The organism is Streptosporangium lutulentum (assembly GCF_030811455.1).
Taxonomy (GTDB): Bacteria; Actinomycetota; Actinomycetes; order Streptosporangiales; family Streptosporangiaceae; genus Streptosporangium; species Streptosporangium lutulentum.
The window spans coordinates 6725744-6742269 of the sequence record NZ_JAUSQU010000001.1; the positions used below are offsets into that span (position 1 = coordinate 6725744).

At 67.1% G+C, this 16526-nt stretch carries 16 protein-coding genes; 4 read left to right on the plus strand and 12 right to left on the minus strand.

Annotated elements, in window-relative coordinates; translation table 11 throughout:
• Window positions 1-50: 50 nt before the first annotated feature.
• From J2853_RS29805 to J2853_RS29815, 3 genes are all read right to left on the minus strand, one after another.
• Window positions 51-1979: a glycosyltransferase family 2 protein gene (locus J2853_RS29805; RefSeq protein ID WP_307563725.1), complete on the minus strand. Its 1929-nt coding sequence runs from the start codon at window positions 1977-1979 to the stop codon at window positions 51-53.
• Between the two features lie 210 nt (window positions 1980-2189).
• Entirely contained in the window at window positions 2190-3131 is a 942-nt protein-coding gene (locus tag J2853_RS29810; RefSeq protein WP_307563728.1) for a fimbrial biogenesis chaperone, read from the minus strand.
• A 58-nt stretch (window positions 3132-3189) separates the two neighbouring features.
• Window positions 3190-3678, minus strand: a complete 489-nt coding sequence (locus J2853_RS29815; RefSeq protein WP_307563729.1) for a hypothetical protein — start codon at window positions 3676-3678, stop codon at window positions 3190-3192.
• 461 nt (window positions 3679-4139) lie between these two features.
• Here J2853_RS29815 and J2853_RS29820 point away from each other — a divergent pair, with 461 nt between their 5' ends.
• On the plus strand, window positions 4140-6422 hold the full coding sequence (locus tag J2853_RS29820; RefSeq protein WP_307563731.1) for a transglycosylase domain-containing protein: 2283 nt from the start codon (window positions 4140-4142) through the stop codon (window positions 6420-6422).
• A 121-nt stretch (window positions 6423-6543) separates the two neighbouring features.
• On the opposite strand, the gene J2853_RS29825 is transcribed toward J2853_RS29820, so the two are convergent.
• The 3 genes from J2853_RS29825 to J2853_RS29835 all read right to left on the minus strand — a co-directional run bounded on the left by J2853_RS29825 (window position 6544) and on the right by J2853_RS29835 (window position 9326).
• Complete coding sequence (locus J2853_RS29825; RefSeq protein WP_307563732.1) at window positions 6544-7437, minus strand: helix-turn-helix transcriptional regulator; 894 nt, start codon at window positions 7435-7437, stop codon at window positions 6544-6546.
• Between the two features lie 42 nt (window positions 7438-7479).
• Window positions 7480-8349, minus strand: coding sequence for a helix-turn-helix transcriptional regulator (locus J2853_RS29830; protein ID WP_307563734.1), 870 nt, complete (start codon window positions 8347-8349; stop codon window positions 7480-7482).
• A 137-nt stretch (window positions 8350-8486) separates the two neighbouring features.
• Window positions 8487-9326 carry a helix-turn-helix transcriptional regulator gene (locus J2853_RS29835; RefSeq protein ID WP_307563736.1) on the minus strand — a complete coding sequence of 280 codons (840 nt, stop codon included), beginning with the start codon at window positions 9324-9326 and terminating at the stop codon, window positions 8487-8489.
• A gap of 86 nt (window positions 9327-9412) precedes the next feature.
• Between J2853_RS29835 and J2853_RS29840 the strand changes: the two genes are divergently transcribed.
• A complete protein-coding gene (locus tag J2853_RS29840) occupies window positions 9413-9538 on the plus strand; it encodes a hypothetical protein (RefSeq protein ID WP_307563738.1) in 126 nt (41 codons plus the stop codon).
• Window positions 9539-9543: 5 nt separating this feature from the next.
• Here the strand turns inward: J2853_RS29840 and J2853_RS29845 are convergent, their stop codons facing one another.
• The 5 genes from J2853_RS29845 to J2853_RS29865 all read right to left on the minus strand — a co-directional run bounded on the left by J2853_RS29845 (window position 9544) and on the right by J2853_RS29865 (window position 13188).
• Complete coding sequence (locus tag J2853_RS29845; protein WP_307563740.1) at window positions 9544-10482, minus strand: aldo/keto reductase; 939 nt, start codon at window positions 10480-10482, stop codon at window positions 9544-9546.
• A gap of 207 nt (window positions 10483-10689) precedes the next feature.
• The gene (locus tag J2853_RS29850; RefSeq protein ID WP_307563742.1) at window positions 10690-11547 is read right to left on the minus strand and encodes a helix-turn-helix transcriptional regulator; all 858 of its coding nucleotides are present in this window, start codon (window positions 11545-11547) and stop codon (window positions 10690-10692) included.
• Between the two features lie 165 nt (window positions 11548-11712).
• Complete coding sequence (locus tag J2853_RS29855; RefSeq protein ID WP_307563744.1) at window positions 11713-12297, minus strand: hypothetical protein; 585 nt, start codon at window positions 12295-12297, stop codon at window positions 11713-11715.
• Window positions 12298-12577: 280 nt separating this feature from the next.
• Window positions 12578-12766 (minus strand): hypothetical protein, encoded by a 189-nt coding sequence (locus tag J2853_RS29860; protein ID WP_307563746.1) that lies wholly within the window; start codon window positions 12764-12766, stop codon window positions 12578-12580.
• Between the two features lie 182 nt (window positions 12767-12948).
• Complete coding sequence (locus J2853_RS29865) at window positions 12949-13188, minus strand: hypothetical protein (RefSeq protein ID WP_307563748.1); 240 nt, start codon at window positions 13186-13188, stop codon at window positions 12949-12951.
• A gap of 531 nt (window positions 13189-13719) precedes the next feature.
• Here J2853_RS29865 and J2853_RS29870 point away from each other — a divergent pair.
• Entirely contained in the window at window positions 13720-14103 is a 384-nt protein-coding gene (locus J2853_RS29870; protein ID WP_307568871.1) for an STAS domain-containing protein, read from the plus strand.
• 271 nt (window positions 14104-14374) lie between these two features.
• On the opposite strand, the gene J2853_RS29875 is transcribed toward J2853_RS29870, so the two are convergent.
• Window positions 14375-15904, minus strand: coding sequence for a S1 family peptidase (locus tag J2853_RS29875; RefSeq protein WP_307563749.1), 1530 nt, complete (start codon window positions 15902-15904; stop codon window positions 14375-14377).
• A gap of 243 nt (window positions 15905-16147) precedes the next feature.
• Between J2853_RS29875 and J2853_RS29880 the strand changes: the two genes are divergently transcribed.
• The gene (locus J2853_RS29880) at window positions 16148-16474 is read left to right on the plus strand and encodes a tyrosine-type recombinase/integrase (RefSeq protein WP_370879358.1); all 327 of its coding nucleotides are present in this window, start codon (window positions 16148-16150) and stop codon (window positions 16472-16474) included.
• The last annotated feature ends 52 nt before the right edge of the window (window positions 16475-16526 follow it).

Consider the following 16526-nt stretch of genomic DNA (forward strand, 5'->3'; position numbering starts at 1 on the left):
TGGGCTTGTTGTTGCAACAGATTGGCATTAACGACGGGATGGCTGGAAGGTTAACGGAGCAGCCGCCGCAGGAACGTCCTGGGGCCGAAAGTGCGGACCACCGTGCTGAGCCGCCCCTTCCCCGCCGTGGCATAGGGCCTGACGCTCCACCTGGCCAGGCCCCTCCACCACGTGCGCGGCGGCACGATCGTCTCCGCCGTCGCCTCGATCCGGAAGCGCGCGGGCGGCCCTCCCAGGTCAAGCTCCAGGTAGGCGTCCCAGGTGCCGGATCCCAGCCGGCTCATCGCCTGCCGGATGGTGAACGCGCCGCCCGCCCTGACCGTGACCGGCACGCGCCGCTCCCGCCCGGACTCCCGCTCCCGCCACACCAGATGCCGTACGGCGCGCGTCGCCGGAGTGGCGGCGCCCACCGTGACCCTGCCGTCGAGCACCAATCTGTTCCCCGCCGTCCAGCGGGTGCGCGCCAACCGCACCCCGCCGGGGACGCCGACCACGTAACCGCCGATGTCGAGGCTGAGATTGCCGTAGGGCCGGGTGAAGTACGGGAGGACGACCACGTCGCCGACCATGTGGGCCACCGGCTGGGCGATCCGCCCGTCCCGGTCGGCGCCAAGCCGCGCGAGGCGGGGAACGCCCTCGAACTCGACGCTCACGTAGACGTCCCAGACGCCCGAGGACAGCTCGGCGACATCGATGATTCCGGTGAACTCCTCGCAGTCGCCGGTCACGGGGACCACGACGTCCGTCACGGAGTCGGCGAGGTCGGCGAGCGGCCCGGCGCCGCCGGGCCGGCGCCGCAGCACCAGGGCGAGGGCGCCGCCGACGATCTCCGGGCGGTCGCCCTGATCCAGCGTGCTCAGCGCGACCCTGCCGGAGACGGTCAGCCGTCCCTCCCGCTCCCATCGGAGCCCGGTGAGCTCCCGGCGGACCACCGCAGACTCGATGTGCGCCAGCCGTACCAGCCGGTCGATGTCCTCAAGCGCGGCGATCCGGCTCCGGTCGATCGCGGGGAGCCGGGCGCGGACCCCGTCGGTCAGCCACCGCTCGCACATGTCGGTCACCTCGGCGACGATCTCCTTGCGCTGGACGGACCCCGCCTCCAGGAAGGGCTTGCCGAGGCTGCCGAAGGCGTCCATCCGGAAGTGGCGCCGCAGGAGATGGTCGCGGAGCGTGCCGGGCTGCACGTGCTCGACCATCAGCTCGATCGGCCGCTTGATCATCTGGAGCCAGGAGACCGGGTCGCGGCTCCCCTGCCGCTGCATGATGCTGGTGCCGTCGGGCCGGGCGACCAGGTGGTAGCAGTCGTAGTCGGCGACCACCGAGATCACGTCCGCGTGGCAGTAGGCGTGGGTGGTGAAGATGAGGTCCTCGCCCACGAGCATGGTCTCGTCGAAGCGGATGGCGTGCCGCTCCAGCATCTCCTTGCGGAACAGCTTGAAGCAGCTCAGGCTGTTGTAGACCGAGCTGTCTTCGAGCGGCACCTGATCGGCGCTCTCGCGGAACATCGAGGCCGGCGCCTTGCGGCCGTGCCCCACGATCTTCCCGAGAACCATGTCCGAGCCGTTGCGGTCGGCCATCGCGAGCATCCGCTCCAGCGCCTCGGAACCGAGATAGTCGTCCGCGTCGCAGAAGAACACGTATCTGCCGCGGGCATGGGAGAGCCCGACGTTGCGCGGGCGACCGGCTCCGCCGGAATGCCCCTGCCGGATGACGCGGACGACGCCTCGATGGCAGGAGGCGTAGAGGTCGAGCAGTTCGGCGCTGCCGTCGGTGGAGCCGTCGTCCACGACGACGACCTCCAGGCTGACCCGCTGGATCAGCAGGGACGTCAGGCATCGGTCCAGATAGGACCTGCAGTTGTGGACGGGCACGATCACGCTGACGTCCACGTCGGACTGGCCGGTCTCTTCCCTCGTGATCTCGCCGGCGCTCTCGCTGCCGAGCTCCGTGCGGACTCGCTGGAGGATCGTTCTCGTCACCGCCGCGCCCCTCGTCGGTCACATAGCGCTTATGTAGCGTCTCAGTATGTGACGAAGAACCGTGCGCAGGCGGCCGATCTACTTTGTTGGTCCTTCCACCTGTCTATTTTGTTGGTTCTCCAACCCGCGCGCCGAGGTTGCCGTACCTGGTGAACGGCACCCGATTCGTGCGACTTGCCCCCTCAAACCCGGGCATCCTTACCCCCGGGCCTACACCTTCTCGTTCTGGTCGAGATCGTCGCGGTTCTGCTCGTGCAATGTCCGCGCGGCGACGAGCAGGTGTTTCCGGTAGCGCCGCCGCGCCAACCGCATGAGGACGTAGAACGCCACCGGTATTCCGACCAGCAGCGCGAGGAGGTGGACCGGGAAAATGATCAGGGTTCTGGTCTGGCTGGACGTCCCGTCGGTTCCGGAGGCCGACACCGTCGCGTGACAGATGCACATGAACGGCGGGTCCTCCCACTTGAGGGCGACCTCCCGGCTGGTTCCGCGGAGCACCGTGAAATCAGGGAACGGGACGTCGCGCCCGTCCACACGGACATTCAGGCTCTTCTTCCCGAAGAAATCCCGGTGCACGGTTCCGAGGTTGTCGACGGTGACCCCGAACTCCACGGGACCGCCCATCGCGAACTCCGGTACGCGCAGTCCATGGACCCGTATCGAGGTGTCGGTCGGCCCCGGCACCGTGATGTAGAGCGGCGTACCGATCGCCCGGTTGAGCTTGATGTTGCCGCCGCCGGGACCGGCCGGCGCCACGAAGAGCAGGGCGACCTGATGCTCTCCGTTCTCAGGTTTCGCCGGGAGGTCGATCCGTACGGTCACCTGCTGCTGCCCACCTGGAGCCAGCCGGAAGTCGCCGGGCCTGACCTTCAGCCAGTCCACCGCCGAGTGGGGGGAACTCGGCTGGAAGATCACCTTTCCGCTGCGGTCCGTGGTGAAGTCGGTCCGGTCGACGACGATGTCGACCGGCAACCGCCCCTTGTTCGTGACCATGAACGACTGACGGTCGCCGATCGCCTTGGGTTCGATGACGAGTCTCGTCGGACTCACCATCAGCGAGAAGTCCGGATCAGGGGCCGCGCCCGACATTCCAGATGCTCCCGGGTACGCCACCGACGCGACGCCGCCCGCCATCAGGAATGCGGCGATCACGCGCTGAAACGTTCGGACCACCGCGCAGCCCCCTTAATACGGTCGTTTGACGAGTGCCCTACAGGGTGATCGCGGAGTAGAGGAGCGTGCCGCTGTAGGTGTCCGGACGGACGGCCGGGATGGTGATCCGGTAGCCGTTGGTGATGACGTCGCCCCCGTCCGCCGACCGCTCGGTCTTCCGTGCCACCTGCACCGGGGCGTCGGGATCCAGCGGAACGTAGGCGCCCGCCTGGAACGGCCCTCTGACCTCCAGCAGGTTCATCGGGATGACGTCGGTGTTGGCCCCGATGGAGGGGGTGAGGTTCTGGGACGTCGGCTGGACCGTGACGGTGTAACCGGCGAAGTTGTTCGTCGTCACCCTCATGGTCACGGCGTCCGGGTCGGTCACCGTGTCACCGGGGTTACCGCTCAGGGTGAACGTGGGGGTCAGCTCGGTCAGCGTGATCGCCAGTCCGACCTCCACGTTCGCGACGGTGGTGTCGGTGCTGGTGTCCGCCTGAGCCGTCGTGACCTGGCCGGACAGTTGCCCGATCGTTACGCCGGTCATCGCGAGACTCATAACCATTAAACGGGCTTTAGATACCGTTGACATGAAAACCCCCAAAGATCTTTTCGCTCACAGTAGTCAGACAATCACAAAACGTGCAAGCATTTAGAGGCCGTGTCGCCGCCTCATCAAAAGTTATGAACCCGGCCGATCGCACAGGGCACCCAGATCCCCACCTATGCACACGCACATCGCACAAAACCTTCTGCGCACTTATGCGGGCATACCGATTGCGAGATCTCCCTGTTTCTGCCGGGCCGGCCGAATGATCCGGCTGCGGATTCCCCGGAAACACACGCGTTCTCCACGCGAACGCACGCATCGCGGATCGTGTCCGGCGCCGATCAGGGCAACCCTTTCCGACCTGTGATCGTCACCGACGGAAAGCAGTCACGCACGCTCTGGAATCATCGCAATCCGGTGCAGTCACATAAGGCACATAGACCTAATAATCTGGTCGCATGCCAAAACGGGGGATTGTTTGGACAGGGGCTGGCAGGGGCATCGCGCTTCTCCTGGCGGCGGGGCTCGCACTGGGCGTTCTGGCGGCGGGGATCATGCTGCCGGCGGTCGGCGGGGTGGGCGTCGGAATCATGGCGGCGTCGAACGAGCTGGACCTCAAGGCGGCGGACCTCCAAGAACCCCCTCTGGCGGAGAAGACGACCGTGGTCGACGCGCAGGGCCACCAGATCGCCCAGTTCTACGATCAGTACCGGGAGAGCGTTCCGTTCGACCAGGTGGCCGACGTGATGAAGACGGCGATCGTCTCGATCGAGGACGACCGCTACTACGAGCACGGGCCGATCGACATCGAGGGAACGATCCGCGCCCTGGCGAAGAACCTGACGTCGGGCGGGGTGAGCCAGGGCGGTTCGAGCATCACCCAGCAGTACGTCAAGCAGGTGCTGCTCAACAAGGCCTCGACGAAGGCCGAGCAGGACAAGGCCCTGGAGACCAGCTACGCGCGCAAGCTCAACGAGCTGCGGTACGCGATGGGCATGGAGGAGAAGTACTCCAAGGACGAGATCCTCGGGAAGTACCTGAACATCGCCTACTTCGGGGCGTCGGCCAACGGGGTGGAGGCCGCGGCCAAGCGGTTCTTCGGGGTGCACGCGTCCGATCTGAACCTGGCCCAGGCGGCGACCCTGGCGGGAGCCGTCCAGCAGCCCAGCAGAACCGACCCCGCGGCGGGCAAGGCGGCTCAGAAGCGGCTGCTGGAACGGCGAAACGTCGTGCTCGACCGGATGGCGGAGCTTAAAAAGATCACGCCGGAGCAGGCCGCCGAGGCCAAGGACGAGCCGCTGGGTTACAAGGGCACTCCCCTGCCCGGCGGGTGCGAGGCCAGCCGCTATGTCTACTTCTGCATGTACGTGCGCGACGACATCCTCACCAACCCCGTTTTCAAGGCGTTCGGCAAGACGGCGAAGGCCCGCGGCCTCTACCTCGACCGCGCCGGCCTGACCATCAAGACCACGATCGACCCGAAGATGCAGGCCGCGGCCGACAAGGCCATCAAGGACCGGGTCTTCACCACCGACAACCCCGTGGCCGCCGAAGCCCTCGTCGAGCCGGGCACCGGCGAGATCAAGGCGCTGGCGGCCAGCCGGAAGTACGGCACCGACAAGAAGAAGAACGAGATCTCCTACAACCTGCCGGCCAACGTCGCGCACGGCGGAGGCATCGGCTTCCAGGCGGGCTCGACCTTCAAGGTGTTCACGCTGCTCACCGCCCTCGACCAGGGCATGAAGATCAACGACGGGTTGCAGGCCCCCGCCGGTTACACCGCGCCCGGCTACGCGTCCTTCAAGAACTGCAAGGGCGGGAACATCGGCGACCCGACGCACACCGTCACCAACGACGAGGGGTCGGGCGGGTTCAAGACCCTGCAGACGGGCACCTGGCAGTCGGTCAACACCTTCTTCCTGGCGCTGGAGCAGCGGGTCGGCCTGTGCGACGTGGTCACGACCGCCAAGTCGCTGGGCATCAAGCGCGCCGACGGCCAGGCGCTCCAGGAGTACGAGACCTTCACGCTCGGCATCAACGAGATGGACCCGGTGACCGTCGCCACCGCCTACGCCGCCATCGGCGCGCGCGGCGAGTACTGCCCGCCCCAGGCCATCACCGCGATCACCGACCGCGACGGCAAGACCACCTCCTACGAGCCGCAGTGCAGGCAGGCCCTGGACCCGGAGGTCGCCGACGCGGCCGCGGACATCCTGTCGGGGGTCTTCACCAAGGGCACGATGTCCGCGGTCGGCGGCATCGGCCGCCCGGCCGCGGGCAAGACCGGCACCAGCGACGACTCCTCCACCGCGTGGTTCGCCGGATTCACTCCGGACCTCGCCGGCGCGGTCAGCCTCGGCGACCCCCGCGGAGCGAACGACCACAAGCTGAGCAACGTGACCATCGGCGGCCAGTACTACCCCGTGGTCTTCGGCGCGGACATCTCCGGCCGGATCTGGAAGTACACCATGATCAACGCGCTGAAGGGCATCGAGGCCACGCCCTTCACCCCGATCAACAGCGAGCGCTTCGGCGGCTGCAGCACCAACTGCCAGCCCCAGAAGGACCCGGTGGTGGACGACGGGGACCGCGTCGGTGTGGACCTCGGGACCGATCCGAACGGCAAGCCCGGCCCCGACACGCTGAACGACAACCCCGGCGCCCTCGGCGGCCCCGGCCAGGGACCCGGCCAGGGACCCGGCCCCGGTCAGGGACCCGGCAGGGGCGGGCGTGGCAATTGATCTCTGATCGGGCGCCCGTACCGGCCGGGTGATTTCCTCGGCGCCGGACGCGGACCTCCGCGCCGTCCCGGCCGGCGCCGGGCTCGGGCCCCGCGCGTCGTCCCGGCCGGCGCCGGCCTGCTCAGCGGTCGGCCCGGAGCCCGGCCTTCGGGCAGGGCCAGCCGCACGCGCCCGCGTTCAGGGGGTCACGCGACGTCACGGTGGAGAGTCCGCCCAGCAGGGCCAGTGCGTGAGCGGAAGGGCTCCCGGGCTCGGTGTGGAAGATGCAGAGCTGCTGACCGGGAGCTTTGTCGACGCTGAACACCTCGTAGGCGAGTTCCAGCTCGCCGACCTCACGATGACGGATGCGCCTGCTCTCCCCGCACATGTCCCACACGTCATGGAGGGCCCATATTCGACGGAAGTCGAGGCTTTTGAATGAGAGTTCACTGACCAGCTCGGTCAGGTATGGATTGTCGAGATCCGCTCCCCAGGCGGCGCGCAGCTGGGCCACCCTGTGACGGGCGATTCGCTCCCAGTCTCGGTAGAACTCCCGCGCCCCGGGATCCAGAAAGATCAGCCAGAGCATGTTGTCCGTGTATTTCAGCCCGCGATGCAGGGCCGCGGCCAGCGAGTTCCTGGCCCGCACATCCTGCCAGCGGTCGAGCACGAACGCCGGGGTGTGCTGCCAGCTGTGCATCAACCGCAGCAGGTTCGGATCCACCGGATCCCTCCGGCGGACCGTTTCGCGCTGCCGTGACCCGGGGTGGGCGAGCTCGTACAGGTACGTCGCGGCTTCGGGGCTGAGGTTCAGCACCCGCACCAGGGCGTCGAGCACCCGATCGGACGGGCGGTGTTCGCGTCCCTGTTCCAGGCGGACGTAGTAATCGGTGCTGACCCCGGCCAGCGTCGCCACCTCCTGCCGGCGCAGTCCCGGCGTCCGGCGCGGACCGGAGGGCAGCAGTCCGGCATGCGCCGGGGGGGTGGCCTCACGCCGAGCGCGCAAGAACTCCCCCAGCAGCTTTTCAGTGCCCATTTAGTAACGTTATGTCACGGATTAGTGGGCAAGGTAGCTGTGTTACTCCCAGGACCGGCCCGGCTCCCCGACGGAAGGGCCGCCTGACTCCATGTCGGCGAGACTGCTCAGCAGGATCAGGGCACGTTCGGAACGACTGCCAGGCTCGGCGTGATAGATGGCCAGTCGCTGGCCGGGAGCGCTGGTGATGCTGAGCACCTCGCTGGTCAGGTCCAGCTCGCCGACCTTGCGATGGTGGAAACGCCTTTTCTCCTGGGTTATGCCGGATACGTCATGGCGCGCCCACAGCCTGCGGAAGTCGGCGCTTCTGAGGGAGAGTTCACCGACCAGCTCGATCATGTACGGGTGGTCGAGATCCGCCCCCGCGGCGGTGCGCAGGTGAGCCACCCTGGTCCGGGCGATCTGCTCCCAGTCCGGGTAGAGCTCGTGCGCGGCGGGGTCCAGGAAGACCAGCCGGAGCAGGTTGTCGGCGTACTCCAGTCCATCGTGGAGGAGGGCTCCCAGGGGGTTCCTGGCCAGCACGTCCAGCCAGCGGTCGAACACGAAGGCCGGGGTGTACGACCAGCTCCGCATGAGCCGCAGCAGGGCCGGACTGACCCGTTCCCTCGTCTCGCCGGTCGGCTTGCGCGGCCGGGCATGGGGATAGGCGAGCTCGTAGAGGTAGTCGGTGGCGTCGGCGTCGAGACACAGCACCCGTGCGAGAGCGGTCAGGACCTGGTCGGACGGCCGGCGTTCGCGTCCCTGTTCCAGGCGGACGTAGTAATCGGTGCTGACCCCGGCCAGCATCGCCACCTCCTCCCGGCGCAGTCCAGGCGTCCGGCGCGGACCAACCCCGAGCAGCCCCACCTGCTCGGGAGTGGTGATCTCGCGCCGAGCACGGAGAAAGTCACCGAGAAGCTTGTCGCCACCCACTTCTTTACCGTACGCCCGTAAACAGACAAAAAGGTGGCAGCGTCACTCCCAGGATCATTCCGGTCAAAACACCAAGCCCACCCGGGACGCGACGGGCAGAACGTTCGAACCCCATGTCCGCCCAGGGCGGGGATCCGTCACCGCGCCGTATCGGCGAGGCTGCCCAGCCGGGACAGCGCACGCTCGGCGGGGCTGCCGGCCTCGGCGTGAAGAGTGATCAACTGCTGGCCGGGGGCGCTGTGGACGTTGAACACCTCACAACTGAGAGCCAGGTCGCCGACCTTGGGATGCCGATAGAAGTGCTTGGTCTCGCGAGACCTGCAGGTCACGACGGACATGCCGGGACAGGACCACATCCGGCGAAAGTCCGCGCTCTCGAACGCGAGCTCACCGATCAGTTCGGTCAGGTACGGATCGTCGAGGTCAGGCCCCGCGACGGTGCGCAGGTGGGCGACCCTCGCGGTGGCGACCTGCTCCCAGTCCCGGTAGAACTCGCGCGCCGCGGGGTCCAGGAAGACCATCCGGAGCAGATTGTCCATGTGTTTCAGTCCGTCGTAGAGGACGGCGGACACCTGGTTCATGGCCAGCACGTCCATCCGGAGACCGCACACCATCGCCGGGGTGCGCGGCCAGCTGCGCATCAGCCGCAGCAGGTCCGGGCCGACCGTCTGCCGCCGGCCGGTCGTCTTGTCCCGCGGCACCCTCGGGCAGGCGAGTCCGTACAGGTGCGCCGCGGCTTCGGGGCCGAGCCCCAGAGCCCGGACCAGGGCGCCGAGCGCCTCCTCCGACGGGCGGCTCTCGCTCCCCTCCTCCAGACGGCCGTAGTAGTCGGCGCTGACACCGGCCAGCATCGCCACCTCATCGCGGCGCAGTCCCGGCGTCCGGCGCGGACCGGAGCTCAGCAACCCCACCTGGCTCGGAGCCGTGGCTTCGCGCTGAGCGCGCAAGAACTCCCCGAGGAGCTTGTTGCTGTCCATTTCGCAATGGTATGTCGGGATTCCATTGGCAAGGTGGCAGTGTCACACCCAGGTTCAACCTGTCCCCTTGCCGGATGTGGCCGAGCGTGCTCCTCACCCTGCCCGACGTCCCCGTCCCCGTCCCCGTCCCCGTCCCCGTCCCCGTCCCCGTCCCCGTCCCCGTCCCGGAGCGGAGCGGGTCAGCGGCCCGGACCGCCGGGCGCGGCATCTGACGGCGTCATCTGACGGCGTCCAGGCGGGCGCGGTGCTCATCGTCGAGTTTGAGATCCAGGGCGCCCAGAGACTCCTCCAGCTGGGCGAGGGAGCTCACGCCGACGATGGGAACCGTCGTGACGTCACCGCCGATCAGCCAGGCCAGCACCACCTGGTTGACGGTCACGCCCAGCTCACTCGCGATCTCCCGCAGTACCGCGAGCCCGCGCGTGGTGCCCGGGTGGTCGTAGATCTCCTGGATCGGCCGGTCCTCGCGGGTGTAGGCGCCGAACATGAGCGTGTTGTACGCCCACAGGGTCAGGTCGGGCTCCGAACGCAGGTAGTCGAGCATGTCGTCCTGAACCAGGACGTGGCCCGCCTCCGGCAGCCGCACTCCGGGCCGGGGCCGCAGGTAGGTGTGGCGGAGCTGCACGTTGGTGTAGAGCGGCCAGCCGCCCGCGCGCGAGATGGCCCGGGCGCGCTCCAGGCGCCAGGCCGACATGTTGCTCGCGCCGATCTCACGGATCTTTCCCGCCCGCGCCAGTTCGGCGAAGGCGCCCAGCGTCTCCTCCAGGGGGACGGAACGGTCCTCGACGTGGGCCCAGTACACGTCGACGTGGTCGGTGCCCAGCCGCCTCAGGCTGCCCTCGGCCGCCGTGGCGATCGTCGTGGCGGACAGACCTTCGGCGGAGTTCAGGGTCCGGTCACCGGGAACGGTCGGCCGGGCGCCGCACTTGGTGCTCAGCACCATCCGGTCGCGGTTGCCCCGGGCGGCCAGCCAGCGGCCGATGGCCAGTTCGCTCTCGTCGCCGGTGGCGCCCTCGTTCCAGAACGGGTAGTTGTTCGCGGTGTCCAGCAGGGCGCCTCCGGCCTCGGCGAACCGGTCGAGGATCGCGAAACCGGCCTTGTCGTCGAGGGTCGTGCCGAACGGGATGGTGCCCAGGGCGAGGGGGATGTGTGTCATGGGAATCACCTTGCAACCTGGAGCTCACTCCAGGTCAAGCCAGATCGCACAAGAACATGCCCGGATTTATCCTGACTCGCCCGAGGGCGGATGAGCGTGAGCCGGCAGCCACCGCGACCCGGGCCATCCCCCGGTACGGCTGACGCCCTCCCCTGACCCTCGGAGCCCGCGAGGGCGGGAGGCGGCTGCCGCCTCGTCCCTCACCGCCTACGTCGAGACCGGTGGCACCAACCCGGGCGAACGATCCGTCACGGCGGCGATGCTGCCCAGCAGGGCCAGGGAATGCGCGGAGGGACTTCCGGGCTCCGCCTGAAAGGTGAGCAACTGCTGGCCCGGCGCGCTGGCGACGCTGAACGCCTCGCAGGTCAGGTCCAGGTCGCCGACCTCGGGGTGACGGAGACGCCTGACCTTGCAGGGAATGCCGACGTCGTGACGGGCCCAGATCCGGCGGAAGTCCGCGCTCTTGAGAGAGAGCTCACCGACCAGTTCGATCAGGTTGGGATCGTTGAGGTCCGCTCCCGCGACGGCACGCAGGTAGGCCACCTGCGCGCGGGAGATCTGCTCCCAGTCCCGGTAGTACTCGTGCGCGGCCGGATCCAGGAAGATCAGCCGGACCAGGTTGTCCGTGTACTCCAGCCCGCCGTGGAGAGCGGCGACCAACGGATTGGCCGCCAGTACGTCCAGCCAGCGGTTGCACGCGATCGCCGGGGTGCGCGGCCAGTTGTGCATCATCTGCCGCAGGTCCGGGTTGACCCGGTCCGCCCGGCCGACGGTACGCCACTGCCGTGGCCGCGGAAAGGCGAGCTCGTACAGATGCGTCGCGGCGGCGGGGCCAAGGTCGAGTGCCCGTACCAGCGAGCCGAGCACCTGATCTGACGGATGGCGTTCGCGTCCCTGTTCCAGGCGGACGTAGTAGTCGGTGCTGACCCCGGCCAGCATCGCCACCTCCTCCCGGCGCAGCCCCGGCATCCGGCGGGGACCGACGTCCACCAGCCCCACCTGCTCGGGAGAGGTGACTTCACGCCGAGCGCGCAGGAACTCCCCCAGAAGCTTGTCGCTGTCCATTTATGAACGGTATGTCGGAAATAGGGCGACAAGGTGGCCGTATCACTCCCAGGGTCGATCCTCGCCGCGAAGGCCTGCGGGGGGCTGAACGACCACATCGACCCGCTCGACAAAGCACAAGAACGATTCAGCGGTGATTGTTGACACGACTCCGCGTCCGATGCGTCAGTCGTAGTCGGTGCACGTCGCGTACCAGTCGCCGGTCACATGATCGAATGAGGACACACCGAGATCCTCCACACGCCCATCCGGAACGTGAGCGAATCCGCACTTGATGAACATTCCACCGGAATTGGCAAGACCAAGACGGGTGATCCCCTTCCAGCGCTGCGCCGTGTCGACGGTGAACAGGCCGACGCGCTTTTCTCCGAATGACAAACGCTCCTGTTCGGGAAGCGACCGCGCATAGCCGGTGAGAGCAGGCTCGGAGATCAGGAAAGCCGCCCGCATCGGAAGCCGAGAATTCACCAGGGCGAGTGTGAGTGCCCCGATGAGTGGCGTCGCGATGATCCATGGACTGCGCCTGTAGCCACTGCCCCGGGTCATGAGGAGCGAGATCCATATGAGGCCGGACAAGAGCCATACGGGGACGGCGAGGAAAGCCAGGAGATGGTTACCCCCGGGATGAGTCGCGGCGGAGAGCGTCAGGACGGCACCCACGGTGACGGGGCCGAGGAGGAGCGCCGCTCGCCGGCGCCGGCTTCTGTCGGGTGCCTGATGCTGGAGATCCGCGACTGAGGGGGTGTCCACGCGAAGGACCCTAGCCCGGCGAACAGGATGACGCCCGGGATTCTTGCCGCGCGGGCCGTCCACGCCGGAACGCGATTCCCCTTGTTCCCCGGCCTTACTGGTTTTCCCCGCCTCACTGGCACGCGAACGACATGCCCTGAACGCCCGACCCCGTACGGAGATCAACCCTCATCAGGCGGTCGTGAGGGTGGTACCGGCCTCGGCGCCGCATCACCGGCTTGAAGACAGCGCCTGTCGTGGGATCGACGGTGGACAGCGTGGGCCAGGGCGGGCAGGCTGATCACACGGCGATGAGGGAGAAATCATGAATTTCAATGCCGCGGGCGTGAGCGTGCTCTTCATGCTGATTGGCGCTCTCATTCAGTTCCTGGTCATCTATTTCGCCGTACGCCTGGCTCTGAAGCATGACCGCGAACGTTTCGAGCGCGGCCGGCCGCAGAGGTAACCCCGGACCGTCGATCGCCCTCACCACCCACCAGGGTCAACCATCGCAGGGCGACCGCGAGGGTGGCATAGGCGCGGCGACATCATGAAGGCGGCCAAGCCAGATCAGCAACTTGGAGCGCGACCATTCAGGGCGGTTCCATTTAAGCCGAAACCCTTCGGTGATCCTCCCGGAATGGCTGGTGCGGTGAACCGGACCCCATCAGGTCAGCCGGAGGTTCGCCACCACTTCATGACGCTAGGCCAGACGCTCTTCGTCCATACCCACCAGGCAAACCCCCCCAAGCTCAAGAGAAGCAGGCCGTACAGGTAAGACCACCAGCCATCCCCCTCGGAGAGGTGGCGGATGCCGTGATTGATCCAGAAGACGCCTGCGATAGGGAGGAGAATCTTTCCCCAGAACCACGCAAAATCAGACTGCTTGCTGGACGGTTCATCGGCAGCCATACCACCACTATAAAACTCTTTCCATCCTTCGCGATCTTCAGTCTGGGCTGGGACGATGCGTCTAACCGTCACGATGTCTCTAGTCAGTGTGACGCTCGGCAAGCGGGAGCTGCGGAGCGAAAAGTGAGCTCAACGATCAAAGGGCCAGGTCTCCGGATACCGGTTGACCTGACCCTTTGTTATGAGCCGACGAGGGGAATCGAACCCCTGACCTACAGTTTACAAGATTGCGGCGCGCGACCCTCTGAGCTGCTGAGTCCCAGGTCAGGGACAGTCCCGCCTTACCCGTGAATCCCCGTGATTCCCCCTTGCTCACCCTCCTGACGGGCACGCAACGGGCACGGCTGGAAGGGGTGTCACGACCCGCCGACCGGCCCTGTGGTGGCATGCTCCTACACTGCCTTGACGCGTAGATGTCACCGCTTGATGCCTAGACCTCACGTGAAACAAGCAAGACAATCGTCTTGTTGGCCAGGGGCGTGACCGTAGGGGGGTGGCGCCGTGGCTCGGGATCCGGAGACGCAGCTGGAAGTGCGGAGCTGGCGCCTGGACTCGCTGTGGGTCCTTCGTCTTGTGGGTGAGCTGGATGCCTGTACGGTCCCCAGCGTCTGGGTGAAGCTGGACAGGGTCTTGCTCACCTTCGAGGCGCTCACGTTGGTCGTGGATCTTACGCATGTGACCTTCATGGCCTCGGCGGGTGTGGGTGCCATGGTGGAGATCCAGGAAAAGGTCTTGGAACGTAGCGGGCGCTTGATGGTGGTCCTTCCTGCTGGGGGCTGTCCTCACCGCCTCTTTGAGCTGACCGGCATGATGGGTTATCTCGATGTTCGAGAAACCTTGGAAGGCGCTGTGCGTGCGCTGCGAGAGGGAGAGCTGTCTCCGGCTCCGGGGACCGTGGCCGGCGAAATGCCGTAGGTGCACGTAGAGGGGGAATCGAACCCCTGACCCACAGTTTGCAAGATCTCGCTACGCACTCCTTTGAGTTGCTGCTGCCCAGGTCGGCGACGGTCTTGTCCTGCCCGTGAGCCCCCGTGATTCCTTATTGTTCCCCGTGAGATCCGGCACGCCTGTGGCACGTGAATCGGGGTGTATCTGGGGGGGAGGGGTCGAGCCGCCTGAAGGCTGTTTGCCCCGCCTCCGTACCCGCAGTACGGAGGCGGGGGGTCACGGGGGAAGACGGGGCGGGTTACGGTGCCCTGAACCCCAAGGTGTAGGGGCTGGAGCCGTTGGAGGCGACCACTCGGTAGCGGTAGTAACCGGGGGTGCCGGTGTAGGTGATCTTCTCGTCGGAGCCCGCGCTCTCAGAGGTGGCGACGGTGGGCCAGGTCGAGCCGTTCCACTTCTGCAGATACAGGTCGAAGTCGACGCCCGCGTTGGCGTCCAGGCAGCCGGTATGAACGCCGCGGACGGTCGACTGGTAGTAGCGGTTGCTGGGCTGGTAGGCCGACTGACCCCTGGTCAGGGTGCCGGTGAAGGCGTTCGGGTAGCCGGTGCAGGCGCCCGGGACCGGCGGCGGGGGGGTGACCGGTGGTGTGGGGGTGCCCGTGGTGGTTTTCAGGGACAGCCCGTAGGCGGTGAGGATCTCACCGATCGGCTGGAAGTAGGTGGTGCCGCCCGAGCTGCAGTCGCCGGTGCCGCCGGAGGTGACGCCCTGGGCCTGGTCGATGGAGATGAAGGCGCCGCCCGAGTCGCCGGGCTCGGCGCAGACGTTGGTGCGGGTCAACTGGAGGACGGTGCCCTGGGGGTAGGTGACGCTGGCGTCGCGCTGCTGGATGACGCCGCAGTGAAAGTCGGTGGTGGAGCCGGACCGGCAGACCGAGGCACCCTCGATGGCCACCCTGTCGCCGGCGACGGGCAAGAGGCCACCCTCGCCGTTGTCCACCGACGACTTCGACGTCCAGTTGGTATTGACGGCAATCCAGGAGTAGTCGCTGCCGGGGAAGACCGATCCCTGGAAGACGCCCTGGGCGATCCGGTTGAAGCCGGTGGTGGTGGCACCGGTCTTGCCGCAGTGGCCGGCGCTGACGAAACCGTTCTGGGCGCCCTTGGTCACGGGAAAACCGATCGAGCAGCGGCTGGTGGTGCCGATGTAGTAGGCGGTGCCGCCCACCAGGTCATACAAGGGCTGGGGGACCTCGGTGGAGGGCAGCACGATCACCGCCTCGGTGTCCACGCCGGCGCTGTCGACGACGTTTTCGGCCTCGTCGGGTTTCGGGGCCAGGACGACCACCTTGTTGCGCTTGACGTCGACGTAGCGCGCGCTCGACACCAGCGGATTCGCGGGCAGAGTCTGATCGAGCTTCTGCTTGATCGTGGCCAGTTCCGCCAGCGACCTGGTGACGACCTCGGCCTGGGCGCCCGCGGCGAGGATCAGGGGAATGTCGGCGGCGCTGGTGGTGGCCACCACCAGCGCTTGTGCGCTGTTTCCGCGCAGCCAGGCACCGCCGAAGCGGGGGCCGAGCGCCTTGCGGATCCGCGTCTCGACCGGCACCAGGCGGGCCTCGTTGATCAGGCGGGCCTCGGCCTGTGCCTTGCTGAGATTCAGGTCGCGCTGGAGCGCCTCCACCATGCCCGGCGGCGGTTTCAGCGCGGCCGGAGCGGCCGCGGCGACCGGGGGGCCCGCTGCCCGGCGTTCGGCGCCGGCCGGAACCGCGACCAGGGTAAGTGCGGTGATCGACAGAACGCATCCCGTTGTAACGACATGTCTTCGGGGCATGGGGTCTCTCCTCGGCCTCGGCTTTCACAGCATGAGGGGGGAGATCACCCCGTATCGCAGGTTGATCATGCGATGTGGGCAACGCCACCCTAATTCAGCCGTTGCCGTTCAGGGCCGCAAAAGCCGCGCGCCACGCGGGCGGCAATTTCCCGTTGAGCCGTTGGCGCGCTCGACGAAGAACAGAGGTGTCTATCAAACGAGGTCAACTCCACACGACCAGCACGTCCCCGATCCTTTGCTCTGGTGAACGGTGGGCCGTTGAAGCACTCTGGGTTCCGCCGGACATGGCACCGGACCCGTACGGCTGTCGGCCTCCCCAGCCTCCACTTCCATGACCTCCGCCACATCGGCAACACCCTGGCGGCCTCCAGTGGGGCGAGCCTCAAAGAGTTGATGTCCCGCATGGGGCACTCCTCCACGCGAGCGGCGCTGATCTACCAGCACGCCAGTCAGGACCGGGACAAGGCCATCGCTCGGGTGCTCGGGCAGGCATTCAAGAAGGCACAGGCAGGAGGGCACAAGAAGCCATCGGGCACGCAACGGGCACGGAAGATCATAAAATTTCAGTGAACAGCAAAAGGCCAGGTCACCGGATATTGGTTGACCTGGCCTTTTGTATGCG